At 64.6% G+C, this 13,780-nt stretch carries 17 protein-coding genes; 7 read left to right on the forward strand and 10 right to left on the reverse strand.

Annotation, left to right across the window (positions count from 1 at the left end; all coding sequences use genetic code 11):
* Positions 1-14: 14 nt before the first annotated feature.
* From ASD04_RS16665 to ASD04_RS19650, 4 genes are read right to left on the reverse strand one after another with little or no spacing between them, the layout of a single operon-like run.
* Complete coding sequence (locus tag ASD04_RS16665; RefSeq protein ID WP_056259488.1) at positions 15-521, reverse strand: DUF6151 family protein; 507 nt, start codon at positions 519-521, stop codon at positions 15-17.
* 48 nt (positions 522-569) lie between these two features.
* Positions 570-1,658 (reverse strand): patatin-like phospholipase family protein, encoded by a 1,089-nt coding sequence (locus tag ASD04_RS16670; RefSeq protein WP_056259491.1) that lies wholly within the window; start codon positions 1,656-1,658, stop codon positions 570-572.
* Positions 1,591-2,865 carry a phosphoribosylamine--glycine ligase gene (purD, locus tag ASD04_RS16675; RefSeq protein ID WP_056259493.1) on the reverse strand — a complete coding sequence of 425 codons (1,275 nt, stop codon included), beginning with the start codon at positions 2,863-2,865 and terminating at the stop codon, positions 1,591-1,593. The genes ASD04_RS16670 and purD overlap by 68 nt, the downstream gene beginning before the upstream one ends.
* A complete protein-coding gene (locus ASD04_RS19650; RefSeq protein ID WP_056259495.1) occupies positions 2,831-3,157 on the reverse strand; it encodes a hypothetical protein in 327 nt (108 codons plus the stop codon). Before ASD04_RS19650 ends, purD begins: the two co-directional genes overlap by 35 nt.
* 85 nt (positions 3,158-3,242) lie before the next feature.
* Between ASD04_RS19650 and ASD04_RS19655 the strand changes: the two genes are divergently transcribed.
* A complete protein-coding gene (locus ASD04_RS19655) occupies positions 3,243-3,515 on the forward strand; it encodes a sigma-70 region 4 domain-containing protein (protein ID WP_056259497.1) in 273 nt (90 codons plus the stop codon).
* A 56-nt stretch (positions 3,516-3,571) separates the two neighbouring features.
* Positions 3,572-4,111, forward strand: a complete 540-nt coding sequence (locus ASD04_RS19660; protein ID WP_056259499.1) for a hypothetical protein — start codon at positions 3,572-3,574, stop codon at positions 4,109-4,111.
* Positions 4,112-4,338: 227 nt separating this feature from the next.
* On the opposite strand, the gene ASD04_RS16695 is transcribed toward ASD04_RS19660, so the two are convergent.
* Both ASD04_RS16695 and ASD04_RS16700 read right to left on the reverse strand, forming a co-directional pair.
* The gene (locus tag ASD04_RS16695) at positions 4,339-5,709 is read right to left on the reverse strand and encodes a glutamate--cysteine ligase (protein WP_056259501.1); all 1,371 of its coding nucleotides are present in this window, start codon (positions 5,707-5,709) and stop codon (positions 4,339-4,341) included.
* A 75-nt stretch (positions 5,710-5,784) separates the two neighbouring features.
* On the reverse strand, positions 5,785-6,525 hold the full coding sequence (locus tag ASD04_RS16700; RefSeq protein WP_056259503.1) for a 16S rRNA (uracil(1498)-N(3))-methyltransferase: 741 nt from the start codon (positions 6,523-6,525) through the stop codon (positions 5,785-5,787).
* A 190-nt stretch (positions 6,526-6,715) separates the two neighbouring features.
* On the opposite strand from ASD04_RS16700, the gene ubiA reads away from it, so the two are divergent.
* Positions 6,716-7,645, forward strand: coding sequence for a 4-hydroxybenzoate octaprenyltransferase (ubiA, locus tag ASD04_RS16705; protein WP_056259817.1), 930 nt, complete (start codon positions 6,716-6,718; stop codon positions 7,643-7,645).
* 143 nt (positions 7,646-7,788) lie between these two features.
* On the opposite strand, the gene ASD04_RS16710 is transcribed toward ubiA, so the two are convergent.
* On the reverse strand, positions 7,789-8,286 hold the full coding sequence (locus ASD04_RS16710) for a DUF6101 family protein (RefSeq protein WP_056259505.1): 498 nt from the start codon (positions 8,284-8,286) through the stop codon (positions 7,789-7,791).
* Positions 8,287-8,570: 284 nt separating this feature from the next.
* On the opposite strand from ASD04_RS16710, the gene ASD04_RS16715 reads away from it, so the two are divergent.
* Together ASD04_RS16715 and ASD04_RS16720 are read left to right on the forward strand one after the other, a co-directional pair.
* Positions 8,571-9,434 (forward strand): 3'(2'),5'-bisphosphate nucleotidase CysQ, encoded by an 864-nt coding sequence (locus tag ASD04_RS16715; RefSeq protein ID WP_082531302.1) that lies wholly within the window; start codon positions 8,571-8,573, stop codon positions 9,432-9,434.
* Positions 9,427-9,672 carry a DUF4170 domain-containing protein gene (locus tag ASD04_RS16720; RefSeq protein ID WP_056259507.1) on the forward strand — a complete coding sequence of 82 codons (246 nt, stop codon included), beginning with the start codon at positions 9,427-9,429 and terminating at the stop codon, positions 9,670-9,672. Before ASD04_RS16715 ends, ASD04_RS16720 begins: the two co-directional genes overlap by 8 nt.
* A 139-nt stretch (positions 9,673-9,811) precedes the next feature.
* Here the strand turns inward: ASD04_RS16720 and ASD04_RS16725 are convergent, their stop codons facing one another.
* Genes ASD04_RS16725 through xseA form a run of 3 tightly spaced genes read right to left on the reverse strand, consistent with a single transcriptional unit; the run spans position 9,812 to position 12,847 of the window.
* A complete protein-coding gene (locus ASD04_RS16725; protein ID WP_056259509.1) occupies positions 9,812-10,963 on the reverse strand; it encodes a hypothetical protein in 1,152 nt (383 codons plus the stop codon).
* Positions 10,963-11,184: a DUF2093 domain-containing protein gene (locus ASD04_RS16730; RefSeq protein ID WP_056228027.1), complete on the reverse strand. Its 222-nt coding sequence runs from the start codon at positions 11,182-11,184 to the stop codon at positions 10,963-10,965. The genes ASD04_RS16725 and ASD04_RS16730 overlap by 1 nt, the downstream gene beginning before the upstream one ends.
* A gap of 49 nt (positions 11,185-11,233) precedes the next feature.
* Positions 11,234-12,847: an exodeoxyribonuclease VII large subunit gene (gene xseA, locus ASD04_RS16735; protein WP_056259511.1), complete on the reverse strand. Its 1,614-nt coding sequence runs from the start codon at positions 12,845-12,847 to the stop codon at positions 11,234-11,236.
* Between the two features lie 97 nt (positions 12,848-12,944).
* Here xseA and ASD04_RS16740 point away from each other — a divergent pair, with 97 nt between their 5' ends.
* Together ASD04_RS16740 and ASD04_RS16745 are read left to right on the forward strand one after the other, a co-directional pair.
* Positions 12,945-13,508 (forward strand): hypothetical protein, encoded by a 564-nt coding sequence (locus tag ASD04_RS16740; protein WP_056259514.1) that lies wholly within the window; start codon positions 12,945-12,947, stop codon positions 13,506-13,508.
* Positions 13,509-13,775: a hypothetical protein gene (locus ASD04_RS16745; protein WP_056259516.1), complete on the forward strand. Its 267-nt coding sequence runs from the start codon at positions 13,509-13,511 to the stop codon at positions 13,773-13,775.
* The last annotated feature ends 5 nt before the right edge of the window (positions 13,776-13,780 follow it).

A 13,780-nucleotide genomic window follows, 5' to 3' on the forward strand; every position in this document is an offset into this window, starting at 1 on the left:
GTAGGGCGGATATCCTACCGCTCCACCAGCATGGCCACCGCCGACAGCGCCAGCCCGGCCATCATGGAAAACGGATACATGGCATGCCCCGGCACGTCACCGGGCAGCGCTACCCCGGGCGCCGCGAATTTCGTGCAGATCCGCCATTGTACCGGCGGCACCGCGCCCTCCAGCCGGTCGCGATAGAGCGGCACCCAGTGCCGGGCGTCATCGAAGGTGACGGCCATCGGCGTGTTGCAGCATCTGGCCACCATCCGGTTGGTCTTGGAGTCCGGGGTGAGCTTGTGCGCCTCCAGCAAATGCCCGCCCCTGGTCGGCGTCACCCGGTCCTTGCGATAGAGCACATTGGCCGTGCCCCCGGCCGCGTCGAGCAGCGGCGGCGCATCGGGCAGGGCGGCCAGGGCCAGCCCCGCCGCCTGGCAATCGTCGCAATGGCAGATCACGCTGGCAATGGGTTTCCCCCAAGCCTCGATTTCCACCTGCCCGCAGCTGCAGCGCGCAATGACCAGCCTGTCCTTCATACCCCCAGTCCAGCCCATTGCCGGGGATTCGACAAGCCGGTTGTCGTTTCAGTCCGGATTGCTCTCCACCACCGGCACCTTGCCGGCGATATAGGCCTCCACCTTGTCGGCCAGGATGCGCTTGAAGCGCTCCTTCTCGATTTCGGCATGCGCTACGATCTCGCGCACCCGCCAGAATTCCAGCGCGCCGAAATTGGCCACATGCGGGCGGATATAGATATCGGGCGGATAGGCCGCCATCATATGCGCCGTCAGCGAATGCATCATGATCTGGGCCGAGCCGAACCAGATATCGAGCGCCTTGTGGTCGGTCTTGGCGATGCCCTCCGAGGGGTCGCCATTGACGTCGATACCGATCAGGAAATCGGTGTCGATATCGGCCTGGTCGAGCGGCAGCGGATTGACCACCCCGCCATCCACCAGGATATGGTTGGCATAGACGACCGGCTTGAACAGGCTCGGAATGGCGATGGACCCGGCAATGGCCGGCCGCAGCAACCCGGTATTAAACACCACCTGGTGCCAGCTCTGGAAATCGGTCGCCACCACATAGAGCGGCACCTTGAGGTCTTTGAATTCGAGCGGAAAACTGGCCGGCGTGAACGCATCGACGATGCTGGTGGCGTCGAGCTGCATCGAAATGCCGTTCTTGAGAATGCCGCTGATGCCGCGGATCTGCGTCGCCCACAGCTTGGTGGCGATGGTGCGCATCGTGCCCAGCACTTCATAGGAATGTTCGCGCAATTCCTTGCCGGTCATGCCCGCCGCCCAACCCGAGCCGATCAGCGCGCCGATGGAGGTGCCCGAGATGACCGAGGGCTTGAGCCCCAGCTCGTCCATGGCTTCGATATAGGGAATATGCGTCAGCCCGCGCGCCGACCCACCACCCAGCGCTACGCCGATCCGAGGTCCAGAAACCGTGTCCATCCCGCCCCGCTCCTTGCCTTGGCTGCGCAGCCGTTCGGCAAGCGCCCGGCCGCGCAGTTGCAGCGGGGTAGGCGAGCGTTTGGGCGGCGTCTCGTCAAAGACGGTCTTGAGGTAGGGTACGCCGCCGAAGTTTAGGAAGGGTTCAAGGCGCGGTTCGGGCGATTTCGCGCCAGCCGATGTCTCGGCGGCAAAAGCCTTCTGGCCAAACAATCTGCTCCACACCTGCGTAAGCACGGCTTTGCGCCTCTTTCACGTCCCTGCCCAAAGCGGTGACGTTGAGCACGCGACCACCAGAGCTAAGTAAACGCGCGCCATCGCGGCGCGTTCCGGCGTGAAAGACCTGCAGAATATCGCTGTCGATCCCCTCGGCGCCCCTGATTTCGCTGCCCTTGCCATAGGCGCCCGGATAACCCTGCGTCGCCATGATGACGGTCAGCGCATACTGGTCCTTCCACGCCACGTCATGGCCAGCCAGCGTTCCCGTCGCCGTGGCATGCAGCAGCGGTAGCAGGTCGCTCTCCATGCGCATGACAAGCACCTGCGTTTCGGGGTCCCCGAACCGCGCATTATATTCCACCAGCTTGGGCCCATCCGCCGTCAGCATCAGCCCGGCATAGAGCACACCCTGATAGGGCGTCCCCCGCGCCGCCAGCCCCATCACGGTCGGCCAGATCACCCGCGCCAGCACGTCCTCATAAATCTCGCGCGTCATCACCGGCGCCGGCGAATAGGCGCCCATCCCCCCGGTATTGGGCCCGGTATCGCCATCAAAGGCCCGCTTGTGGTCCTGCGCCGTGGTCAGCGGCAGGATGTCCTTGCCGTCGCACAGCACGAAGAGCGAAACCTCCTCGCCCTCCATATATTCCTCGATCACCACTTCGGCGCCCGACGCCCCGAACGCCCCGGCAAAGCAGTCGATAATGGCCGCCTCGGCCTCCTCGACGCTCATGGCCACGGTCACGCCCTTGCCCGCAGCCAGCCCATCGGCCTTGATGACGATGGGCGCGCCCTGCGTAGAGAGATACGCCAACGCCGCCGCCTCGTTGTCGAAGCGGCCATAGGCGGCGGTGGGAATATCCATCTCGTCGCACAGCGCCTTGGTGAAGCCCTTCGATCCCTCCAACTGCCCCGCCGCCTTGCTCGGGCAGAAGCAGGTGATCCCGGCCGCGCGCACATCGTCGCCCAGTCCGGCCACCACCTGGGCGTCAGGCCCCACGACGACAAAGTCGATGGCCATTAGCTTGCAGAAGTCGGTCACGGCCTTGTGGTCGGTAATGTCGATCACGACATTCTCCGCCACCGCCCCGGTCCCGCCATTGCCCGGCGCAATGAACAGCTTGGTCAGCTCAGGCGACTGCGCAATCTTCCACGCCAGCGCATGCTCACGCCCCCCCGACCCGATCACCAGAACCCGCATGCCATGCCTCCGTGCTTGTGCGGGCGTGATGCACGAGCCGGAAACAGGTGGCAATTGTTTTTGTAAGAAACCCGTCGCCGCCGCGACTGTTGATCCTGTGAGTAGAGCAAAGAGGCGAGGCATGCTCCATCGGGCCAAACGCGAAGCGCAGTATCGGAGCATTGCCGACCGGCATGGCGCCGCCATTGCGCGTCTGGCCGCCGTTTACGAGAAGGACCCCGCCTTGCGGCAGGATCTGGAGCAGGACATCCACCTCCATCTCTGGCGGAGCCTCGACGGCTTCCGCGAGCAATGCAGTCTCAGCACCTGGACCTGGCGGGTGGCGCATAATGTCTGCGCCCGCCATGTCGACAAGGCCGTGCGCTCCCGCTCGGCCGGTGACTGGATCGACATCGACAGCGTCGAACCGGCCGACCAGGCGGGCCACGCCCGAACAGGCCACCGGCACGGCGCTGACCCTGGAGCGGCTCTATGCCCTGGTCGACCGCTTGCGGCCGACCGATCGGCAGGTCGTGCTGCTCTATCTCGAAGATGTCGATGCCGACGCGATTGCCGAGGTGACGGGCCTGTCGTCAGGCGCCGTCGCCACGCGCATCCACCGCATCAAGGCGCTGCTGGCGCAAGGATTTCAGCCGGAGGCAGCGTTATGACCACCTCGCCCGATTTCAACTCACCTGACCCCAAAGCCCTCTGGAAAGGACAGGCTATGACTCCGCAGACCTTGACCGCCGAACTGCTCGAAACCCGCTCGCGGCGGCTCGATGACCGCATCGGCAAGCGCAATCGCTGGGAATATCTGGCGGGCCTGATTACCGGCACCGTCATGCTGGTGCTGGGCCTCTTCGTGCTGCTGTCCGGGCCGCTCGATCCGTCCGCCATCCTGGCCGGCGCGGGCTTCCTGCTGCTGGCGGCCGGCGCGGGCATCGCCACGCTGCAACTGCAACGCCGTACCGGTGGCGGCACGTCCATCGATGGCGGCACGGCGATCCTCGCCAGCTACCGCGCCGAACTGGTGCGCCAGCGCGACGCGCTGCGCTCGATTATGCTGTGGTACGTGCTGCCCTTCGTCCCGGGCTTCCTGCTGATCTACGGCTCCGCCCTCTTCGCCGACGGCTTTGTCTGGGGCGCCCTGATCCCCGCCGGCATCACCATCGCCTTCCTCGTGTGGGTCTACCACGCCAACCGCAAGGCCGCCGGCTGCATCGACGACGAAATCAGGAAGCTGGATCACCAGGCGCGCGGCTAGTTGGGTGCGTGACTGCTGATGGAGCTACGATACACCCTACCCACCGGGCGGCACCTCCCCCTATGACGGGGGAGGTTGGGAGGGGGTGTCGGTTGGCCCCGATATCGGGGCCAAACCTCCCCCACCCTTGATCCCTCCCCGCAAGGGGAGGGTGTCGACTGAAACGGCAGCGCAAAGCGCAGCCAAGCTCAACACAGGGACACCGTGTAGGGGTTAGCGCATAACCCCTACATCTCCGCTTCCTTGAACACCCGCGTCACATCCCCGTCCCATTCGCCGCGGAACTTGTCGATCCAGCGCTGGGCCGGCGACTTGGCCAGCCGTATCGTCTCTTCCAGCGGCGCCAGGTGGATGGTCTCATCCTTGCCCTGGGCGTTGCGCCGGCCGCGCCGCACCAGCCCGGCCTCGGCAATGCCCACGGCCTGCGCCGCTACATCGTAGAGATTGGATCGGTCATGCGGCGTCATCAGCGCCAGCCGCGGCACTTCGCGGCGCATCTCGTCGCGCTCCTCGCGCGTCCACGGTTCGATCAGCTCATAGGCCGCTTCCAGCGATACCGGGTCATAGAGCAGCCCGGTCCAGAACGCCGACAGCGCCGTCACCGATTTCTCGTCGCCCATATCGGCGCCGCGCATTTCGAGGAACTGCTTGAGCCGCACTTCCGGGAAAATGGTCGACAGGTGGTCTTCCCAGTCCTTGATCGTGGGCTTCTCGCCCGGCAATTGCGGCAGCTCACCGCGCAAAAACGCCCGGAAACTTTCGCCCGCCACATTCACATATTGCTTGTCGCGGATGACGAAATACATCGGCACATCAAGCGCATAGTCGGCATATTGCTCGAAGCCGAACCCCTCGTCGAAGGCAAAGGGCAGCATGCCGGTGCGGGCATCGTCGGTATTGAGCCAGATGTGGCTGCGGAAACTGAGATAGCCGCTTTCCCGGCCTTCCGAGAAGGGCGAATTGGCAAACAAGGCCGTCGCCACCGGCTGCAGGGCCACCGCCACCCGCAGCTTCCGGACCATGTCGGCTTCGCTGGAAAAATCGAGATTGGCCTGCACCGTGGCCGACCGGAACATCATCGATGTGCCCAGCGTGCCGACCTTTTCCATATAGGGCTTCATGATGCCGTAGCGCGATTTCGGCATGGAACAGATCTGGTCGACCGACCATATGGGCGTCACACCGAGGCCCAGGAAATGAATGTCGAGTGGCGCCGCCACCTTTTTGCTGACCCGCATATGCTCGGCCAGCTCCGCCGCCGTGCCATGCAGGTCCGCCTGCGGCGAGCCACTGAGCTCGAACTGCCCGCCCGGTTCCAGCGAAATGCCCCCGGCCACCTCGTCGTTGCGCAACCCGATCGGGTTCTCGCCATCGTAGAACGGATGCCAGCCGGTCTCGGCCTGGATGCCATCGAGCAGCGCGCGGATGCCGTCAGGCCCTTCATAGGCCACCGGCCGCAGCGGATTGGTGTGGAACACATGCTTTTCGTGTTCGGTGCCGATGCGCCATTCGCTCTCGGGCTTGGCCCCGCGCGCCATGGCCTCGATCAGGTCGGCCCGCGATTCGATTCTGGGCGAATGGGTGTCGGCGCCGGCCATGGGCAGTCCTCTGGAACTGAGGTGTTCAATACTGGCCGGGAACATAACGTTGCGTGGGCCGAAAGCAATCGCCTTTTATCGCCAATCGCCGATGATAGCTTGAATAACCGCCAAGGCCGCCACGGCCGCCGTGTCGGCCCGCAGGATTCGCGGCCCCAGGCTGACAGGCACCACATAGGGCAGGGCGCGCAATCTGGCGCGTTCCTCGTCGGCAAATCCCCCTTCCGGCCCGATCAGCAGGCCGACCGGGCGGCCCCGAAGCCCTTCAAGCGCCGTCACCGGCGAAGACGAAGCCTCGCCCTCATCGGCAAAAATCAGCGCCCGCTCCGCCGGCCAGCCATCGAGCAGCCGCTCTAGCGTCACCTCCTGCTCGACCGTGGGCACAGCAAGCACTTCGCATTGCTCGGCCGCCTCGATGGCATTGGCCACCAGCCGCTCATGCTTGAGCCGGGACACCTGGGTAAACCGCGTCAGCACCGGCTGGATCGTGCCGGCGCCCATCTCCACCGCCTTCTGGATCACATAATCCAGCCGCTCCGTCTTGAGCGGCGCAAAGCCGTACCAGAGCTCCGAACGCGGCGTTTGCCCCGCGATCTGCTCGACCAGTTCGAGCACCACCGACTTCTTGGAATCACCGACGAGCCGGCACAGCCACGCCCCATCCCGCCCATTGAACAGCACCACGTCGTCGCCAACCGACTTCCGCAGCACGGCGGCCAGATACAGCGACTGCTCCTTGCCCAGCGTGAGTTGCGCCCCCGCGGCAAGGTCCGGCGCGACAAACAGGCGGGGCAGGGCGGCATGGCTACGGGGCATAGGGCTGGGCTCCCCTTCTCCCCTTGTGGGAGAAGGTGCCCCGAAGGGGCGGATGAGGGGTTTCGGGCGCCACCATAAACGCTGTATGCGTGGAGAGAACCCCTCACCCTGATTTTCTGCTGAACGCAGAAAATCAAACCCTCTCCCACAAGGGCGAGGGGAAATGCGGAGCGTGTGGAAGGCCTCGCCCATGACCGACAATACACCCACCTCCGTTCCCGACGCCAAACGCGGCAACTGGCTCGATCGCTACGCCCCTGCCTGGCTCAAGCCCTATGGCCGCCTCGCCCGCTGGGACCGCCCCATTGGTTTCTATCTCCTGTTCTGGCCCTGCGCCTGGGGTCTCGGCCTCGCCGCCGTCGCCAACCCCGCCCAGGGTTTCGACTGGTGGACCGCCGTGCTGATGTTCATCGGCGCCATCCTCATGCGCGGCGCCGGCTGCACGTTCAACGACATCGTCGACCGCGATATCGATATGCAGGTCGCCCGCACCCGCCTGCGCCCGATTCCGTCAGGCGCCGTCACCGCCCGCGATGCTTTGGCCTTCCTCATCGCCCAGGCCCTGCTCGGCTCGGTCATCCTGTTCCAGTTCAATCGCTTCACCGTCTGGGCCGGGGTGGCCTCGCTGGTGCTGGTGGCCATCTACCCCTTCATGAAGCGCATCACCTGGTGGCCACAGGCGTTTTTGGGCCTCGCCTTTTCCTACGGCGCCCTGGTCGGCTGGACCAGCCAGACCGGCGCCCTCGCCTGGCCGCCCGTGCTGCTCTATGCCGGAACTATCCTCTGGGTCATCGCCTATGATACCATTTACGCGTTGCAGGATATCGAGGATGACGCTCTCGTCGGCGTCAAATCCACGGCCCGCCTGTTCGGCGACCGGGTGAAGCCCGCAGTCGCCACGCTCTATGCCGGAGCCCTCATACTCTGGAATGCGGCATCGGTATTGGCGGGTGGTGGCCTCGTCTTCGCCACCTTGTCGCTCCTGGCCGCCGCCATGCTGGCCTGGCAGGTCTGGACAGTCGATGCGAACGAGCCCGACAATCCCCGGCTCCGCTTCGACAGCAACAAATATGTCGGAATTGTCCTGGCCCTCGCGCTGTTAGCCGAGTGGGTGTGGTAGTTCGCGTTAGCGAAATGCCGTGTTTTTCGGCCGCTTGGTGACGCCAGATGCTAACAGTCTGCTAGCCAATCGACCCCAAACGTCAAAAGGGCCGACCGCACCACCGGTCGACCCTTTCAACGTGCTTTGGAGGAGCAGAAAACCTATGCGTCGGGCTGCATGCCCGGCTTGCGGCGGTTGAGGAAACGCGGGCGGCGACCGGCCTCGGCCACCAGCTTGCGGCGGCCCTGATGGTTGCCCACCATGACCCCGTCGACCTGCTGGCTATAGGGCATGTAGGCGCCGTCGCCGGCCTTGATGAACAGCGGCAGGCGGAGCTTCTTGCCCCAGTTCTGCCACTCGGCCACGACGTTGTGGTTGCCCTCTTCCTCGAACACCCGATAGTTCAATTCGCCGTCGGAATGGACCAGTTCGATCGAGCTGGTCAGCACGCCTTCCTCGGAAATCCTTGTCGCCACGGCCACGCCGATGAATTCGGTCACCGGCACCTTGACCTTGATGGCCACGCCGCTCTGCTCGAGCATGCGGCGCACGGTAACGGTCTTGACCGGGTCCTTGGGGCCGTTGTCGTTCGCCGCGACGAACCGGCGGTCTGCCAGCGCCGGGCGGCCGAAAGCCAGAACGACCGAGGTCCCTTCCATAGCGACACCATGAACCATTTGAATTCGCCTTCCTGTCAACTTCGAGAGCTGATTTTTGGTGCTCTCTTTGTAGGCCCACCATACCCCGGCCCCTTACCTGCCCCCTTAATCGGTTCGGTTAAGTTTATCTTGTTTTCCGAGAGGGTTAGCAGGGTCTTGCACCGGGTAGGGAGCGGTTAACCGCATGGGCTGCCGGCCTGTTAACCCTGCCACATTTGCCGCCGCGATCACGCCATGCGGCGCGCCTCTTGCTCCAATCCCGCGCCAAGCCTAAAAGGCCCGCAATGCCTGCTCCCGCCACCACTTACAGCGACGATCTCGAACTGCTCCGCTCCTCCGCGGTGGCGGCGGGCATCATTGCCAGCGGCTATTTCCGCCGCGACGTAAAGAGCTGGACCAAGGAGAATTCCTCCCCGGTGAGCGAGGCCGATATCCTGGTCGATCGCTACCTGGCCGCGTCCCTCCTGCGGGCCCGCCCCGATTACGGCTGGCTGAGCGAGGAAACCGCCGACAATCCGAGCCGCCTCAATTGCGACCGCGTCTTCGTCGTCGACCCCATCGACGGCACCCGCGGGTTCCTCCGCGGCGAGGACAGCTGGACCGTATCATTGGCGATAGTCGAGAACGGCATCCCCGTCGCGGGCGTGGTCTATGCCCCGGCGCGTGACGAAATGTATGAAGCCGCGCGCGGCGAAGGCGCCCGTCTCAATGGCAAGCCGATCCGGCGCAGCCGCCGGGCCGGCGCCGCCCCGCTGATCCCGGCGCCCGGCGCCGTGCATCAGGAAATGCAGGCTGCCGGCCTCCACTATACCCGCGGCCCGGCCTATCCCTCGCTGGCCTACCGGCTGGTCCAGGTGGCCACCGGCAAGCTCGACGGCGCCGTCGCCCGCCGCGGCAGCCAGGACTGGGACATCGCCGCAGCGGCGCTGATCCTTGAGGAAACAGGCATCGGCTTTGCCGATGTCTGCGTCGGCTTCCCTCGTTTCAACAGACGTGATGTGCGCCACGGGGCGCTTGCGGCGCTCAGCGACATGAGCCTAAAACCGCTGGTCCACGCGGCGCTGATCAAGGTCTATGGCTGTCCGGCTGCAGACACCGGCGATGCCGGATTGCCCATTCCTTCACACACGGACCTGACCGATGGCTGAAAAAGAAGATCCCTCCAAGCAGTTGCTGCATCTGGTGATCGGCGGCGAACTCTCGAGCCTCGAAGGCGTGACCTTCGCCGATCTCGACAAGGTCGATATCGTCGGGCTCTATCCGAACTATGCTTCGGCCTATGCGGTTTGGAAGCAGAAGGCGCAGATGACCGTCGACAGCGCCCAGACGCGCTACTTCATCGTCCACCTGCACCGCCTGCTGGAACCGGAAACCCACAAGCCGTAGCGATAGTGCCACGCCTCGTGGTTCGAGGGTCGCTACGCTCCCGCCTCACCATGAGGCTACTTGTAGCGCGGTGTCCCAGTAGCCCTCATGGTGAGGTGCGAGCTCTTCGCGAGCCTCGAACCACGAGGGCGTGGCACACTTACTGAACCAGCGCCTCGATGATCGCCGCCATCGCCCCCGGCCCGCCGATCCGCTGCCGGCCGATATTGGCCAGCCGCCGGCGCTCCTCGTCATCACCGAGCAGCTTGCGCAGGGCCGCCCCGACGGCCGGAGCCTCCGCCGCAACCACCGTCCGCGCTTCCCCGAACAGCATCTGCTCGTCATTGAAGCGCGAGCGCCGGTCGCGCGGATTGACGAAGGTGATGGCCGGCTTGCCCAACCCCAGTGCCTGCACCGTTGCCGTGCCCGCCTGCGACAGCACCAGGTCCGACGCCGCCAGCAGGTTGCCCATCGCCCCGCCGCGCGCCATGTGGATGGTCAAATCCCCATCCGACAATTCCCCCAGATCGGCTGGTTCGGTGCTCAGGAGCGACGTACGCTTGAGCCCTGTCTTCTTGGCGAGCTCATCCACGCTGATGCTGCCGGCGACGGCCAGGAATACGTCCGGGCGCAGCCCGGCCGGCAGGGTGCGCAACGCATTGACCTGCAGGGCAAAGCTCTCGGCCGTGAGCGCCCGGCTTCCCGGCAGCAGCGTGACGGCCAGTGGCCGCGTGTGCCGCGACGGCGCGTCATAGTCGCCATGGGGGATGGCATCCATCATCACATTGCCGGCCGAACGGGCATCGACGCCAATCTGTTCGAGCGAACGCGCCAGATTATCGGCGCGGCAGAACACCGTCCTGCAGGCGCGCTTGATGGTCCAGCGCTCCGGGCTGGAATAGAGCCGGGCAGAACCCGTCTTGTAGACATCGAGATAGTAGAGGTCGCGATGGCCGGTCACGGTGCAGGCCAGCACGCCCACCATGTCCCCGACCACGACCACGCGATCATATTTGCCTTTGATCTTGCGCAGGAAGTTGAGCGCCGGAGGCACCGTGCCCAGGCCGCCGGTGGCGATATCGCGCCGCAACGAGCCCTTGACGTTGCGCCAGCCCTCCGAGGCCAGCGTGGCGCGCGGCCCCACGATAGGGCAGACGCCGGCATAGGCATTGCCCGCCCCGATCATCGGATAGGCTTCCACGATCGCCGAACTGGGCATACGCGCAACAATCGCGGCCGCGATGGCATCCTCGCCATGGCCGTTGGAAATGAACAGGAACCGGTTTTGGCCCGACGCTTCGGCCGCCACCATCAGGCTCCGCGGCCGAAGCGCTCGAAAGCGGTATGGGCCGCCGTGGCGTCCGCATAGGGCTCCTGCCGGTCGACGCTCCAATAGAACAGCTCATCGAGCGGAATGGGCTTCTGCGTGATGGCGCAGCGCACGAAGCTGCCGGGTTTGAGCACCACATAGTCGCCGTCGAGATAGCGGATGACCGCCTCGGTGGGCGCGAAGCCCTTGTCGAAGATGTTCATGCTGGCTTTCCTTCAACCTTCCCCCCGATATAGCGAGCAACGGGGCCGATCAAAAGAGGCTTTCCTGAGTGTCCTTGTCCGATTGTGGGCGTGGCTTCTTCTTTATGACCGGACTGCCTGATATCGTCGCCCCAACCTCGCCATCGGCGAATTCGATGGCGATGGGCGCGCCGGGCAACAGCCCCTCGCGTTCATGCACCAGATTGCCCTCGGCATCCTTGATGACGGCATAGCCCCGCGCCAGCACGCTCTTGTAGCTCAGCGAGTCAAGCAGTTTGCCGGCTTGGGCCAGCGCCACGCCGCGCAGGCTCAGGCCCTGCAGCATGCTGGCATAAAGCCGTGTCCCCAGCGGCCCCAGCCGTGTCTGCCCATGGCGCAGCTCGGCCCGCAGCGCATTGGCCGAGAGTTTCGGTCCGGTGGCATCGAGTTGTGCCCGCTTGCGCTCGACCAGGCGGATGGCCGAAGTCCCGAGGCGTTCGGCGCGAGGATCGTAGGTCAGCCGCGAGCGGTCGACCGTCTTGCGCAAGCCGGCCTCGGCGCGCATCGACAGGTTTTTCAATCGCTCGCCGAATTCCGCCTGCCGTCGTGCCAGCAATTGCGGCCCCAGTCGCGGCTCGACCCGCGACAGCCGTACGCGATGGTCCTGCACCGAATGGCGCAGCCCGGCAAAGAGGTTGCTGGCGGCATGGTCGAGCCGTTGCCGCTGGGTCGAAACCAGGTCCGCCGGCCGCGGCAGGCCCGCACTGGCGGCGCGCAGCCGGTCACGGGCGCTGCTGGCAATGCGCCGCGCCCCCTGCCGCTGGCGCGAGCCCAGGTCGTCGACATAGCCGATCAGCTCCGTCCGTACCGGAACGGCAGCCTCGGCCGCGGCCGTTGGTGTCGGCGCTCGCATATCCGAGGCGTAATCGACCAGCGTCGTGTCAGTCTCGTGGCCGACGGCGGAGATGATGGGGATGCCGCTGGCGGCAACCGCCCGCACCACGGCTTCCTCGTTGAAGCCCCACAGATCCTCGATGGAACCGCCGCCGCGCGCCACGATCAGCAGGTCCGGGCGGGGGATGGGGCCATCCGACGGCAGCGCATTGAAACCCTCGATGGCGTTGACCACCTCGGGCGCGCAGGTGTCGCCCTGCACCCGCACCGGCCAGACCAGCACATGGCTGGGAAAGCGGTCGGCAAGACGATGGAGGATGTCCCGGATCACCGCCCCGGTGGGCGAGGTGATGACGCCGATGACCCTTGGCAGATAGGGCAGGGGCCGCTTGCGCTCGCGGGCGAACAGGCCCTCGGCATGCAGCTTGCGCCGCCGCTCCTCCAGCAGCGCCATCAGCGCGCCGGCGCCCGCCGGCTCGATATTGTCGATCACAATCTGGTATTTCGAGGAGCGCGGGAAGGTGGTCAGCCGCCCGGTGGCGATGACTTCAAGACCCTCCTGCGGCTTGAAGGTCAGCCTAGCATAGCTGGTCTTCCACACCACCGCATCGATCGAGGCGTTTTCGTCTTTGAGCGTGAAATAGGCGTGGCCCGAGGCATGCTGGCCGCGAAAGCCCGAGATTTCGCCGCGCACCCGCACATGGCCGAACTCATCCTCGACCATGCGTTTGACCGCCTGGGAAATCTCGCTGACGGAAAATTCGGCGGCATTGGTCAGGGCTTCGGCCATGCCTTCTGGTGCGACATCGGGCGAGTCAGGTCAAGAGCGGCGTCGGCAGTTTGGTTTTTAGACGGAATTGCCGTATATCTTGGCCCGTGAGGTAGAGATGGCATTGCGCGCGTATGTGGAAGAGTTTGACGAGTTGGCGGCAAGTATGCCGGCGGCGCCAAACGTTGTTGCCGCAAATGACATCGGTGGTGTCCCGTCGCGTGAACTGATCAAGTCGCTCGAAAAAATCGATCGGCTGATGGTTGAGTGGCGCAACCACACGATCACGACCATCCACAACTTTCGGGCCTCATTGCTGGCGGCGCAGAAGGCCGGGAACGATGAGGCCATCCGATACGTATGCAACGATATACTTCCCTTAATTGTCTCCAAGGTTGCGGAAGTCTGCCAGATGGTCGACGAGTGGCAATATCTGTCACCTGAGGCAGAGCTTGCCCTTGCTCGCGGTGCTGCCCGTTCCAAGGCAGATAGGGGATTCGCCAAGTTTTTCCGGAAGCGACGGTATGCGATCATGTCAACAAACCTGGATCGCGCGCGACGTCTTCGACACAGCGCGCAGTCCCTGATCTGGGAGTTTGACCCGGAGGCGCGAGAACGCACAGGTACACTTTCGTCGATCGGTGATCTTGAGGATTACTTTAATGGGCTCGCCGCGGAATAGATGGTCGCCCTGCATCGGACGCGGCGTTTCGACAAACGTGTTGCTGCGCTTGGCTCAGAAGAACGCACCCGTGCGCTCAAATCGTTGAAGCAGTTCCTTGCCGACCCACGTCATCCATCATTGCACTTCGAAAAGCTTAGCGGCAGTGACTACCGAACAATCCGCGTAGACATGAATTTCCGGATCGTAATGTTACAGAATTTCGATGGTAGTTTCGACCTCATAGACGTGGATAGTCACTCCACCATCTACAACAAGTATGGCTAAGGCCC

Source organism: Devosia sp. Root436, from assembly GCF_001426345.1.
Lineage (GTDB): Bacteria > Pseudomonadota > Alphaproteobacteria > Rhizobiales > Devosiaceae > Devosia.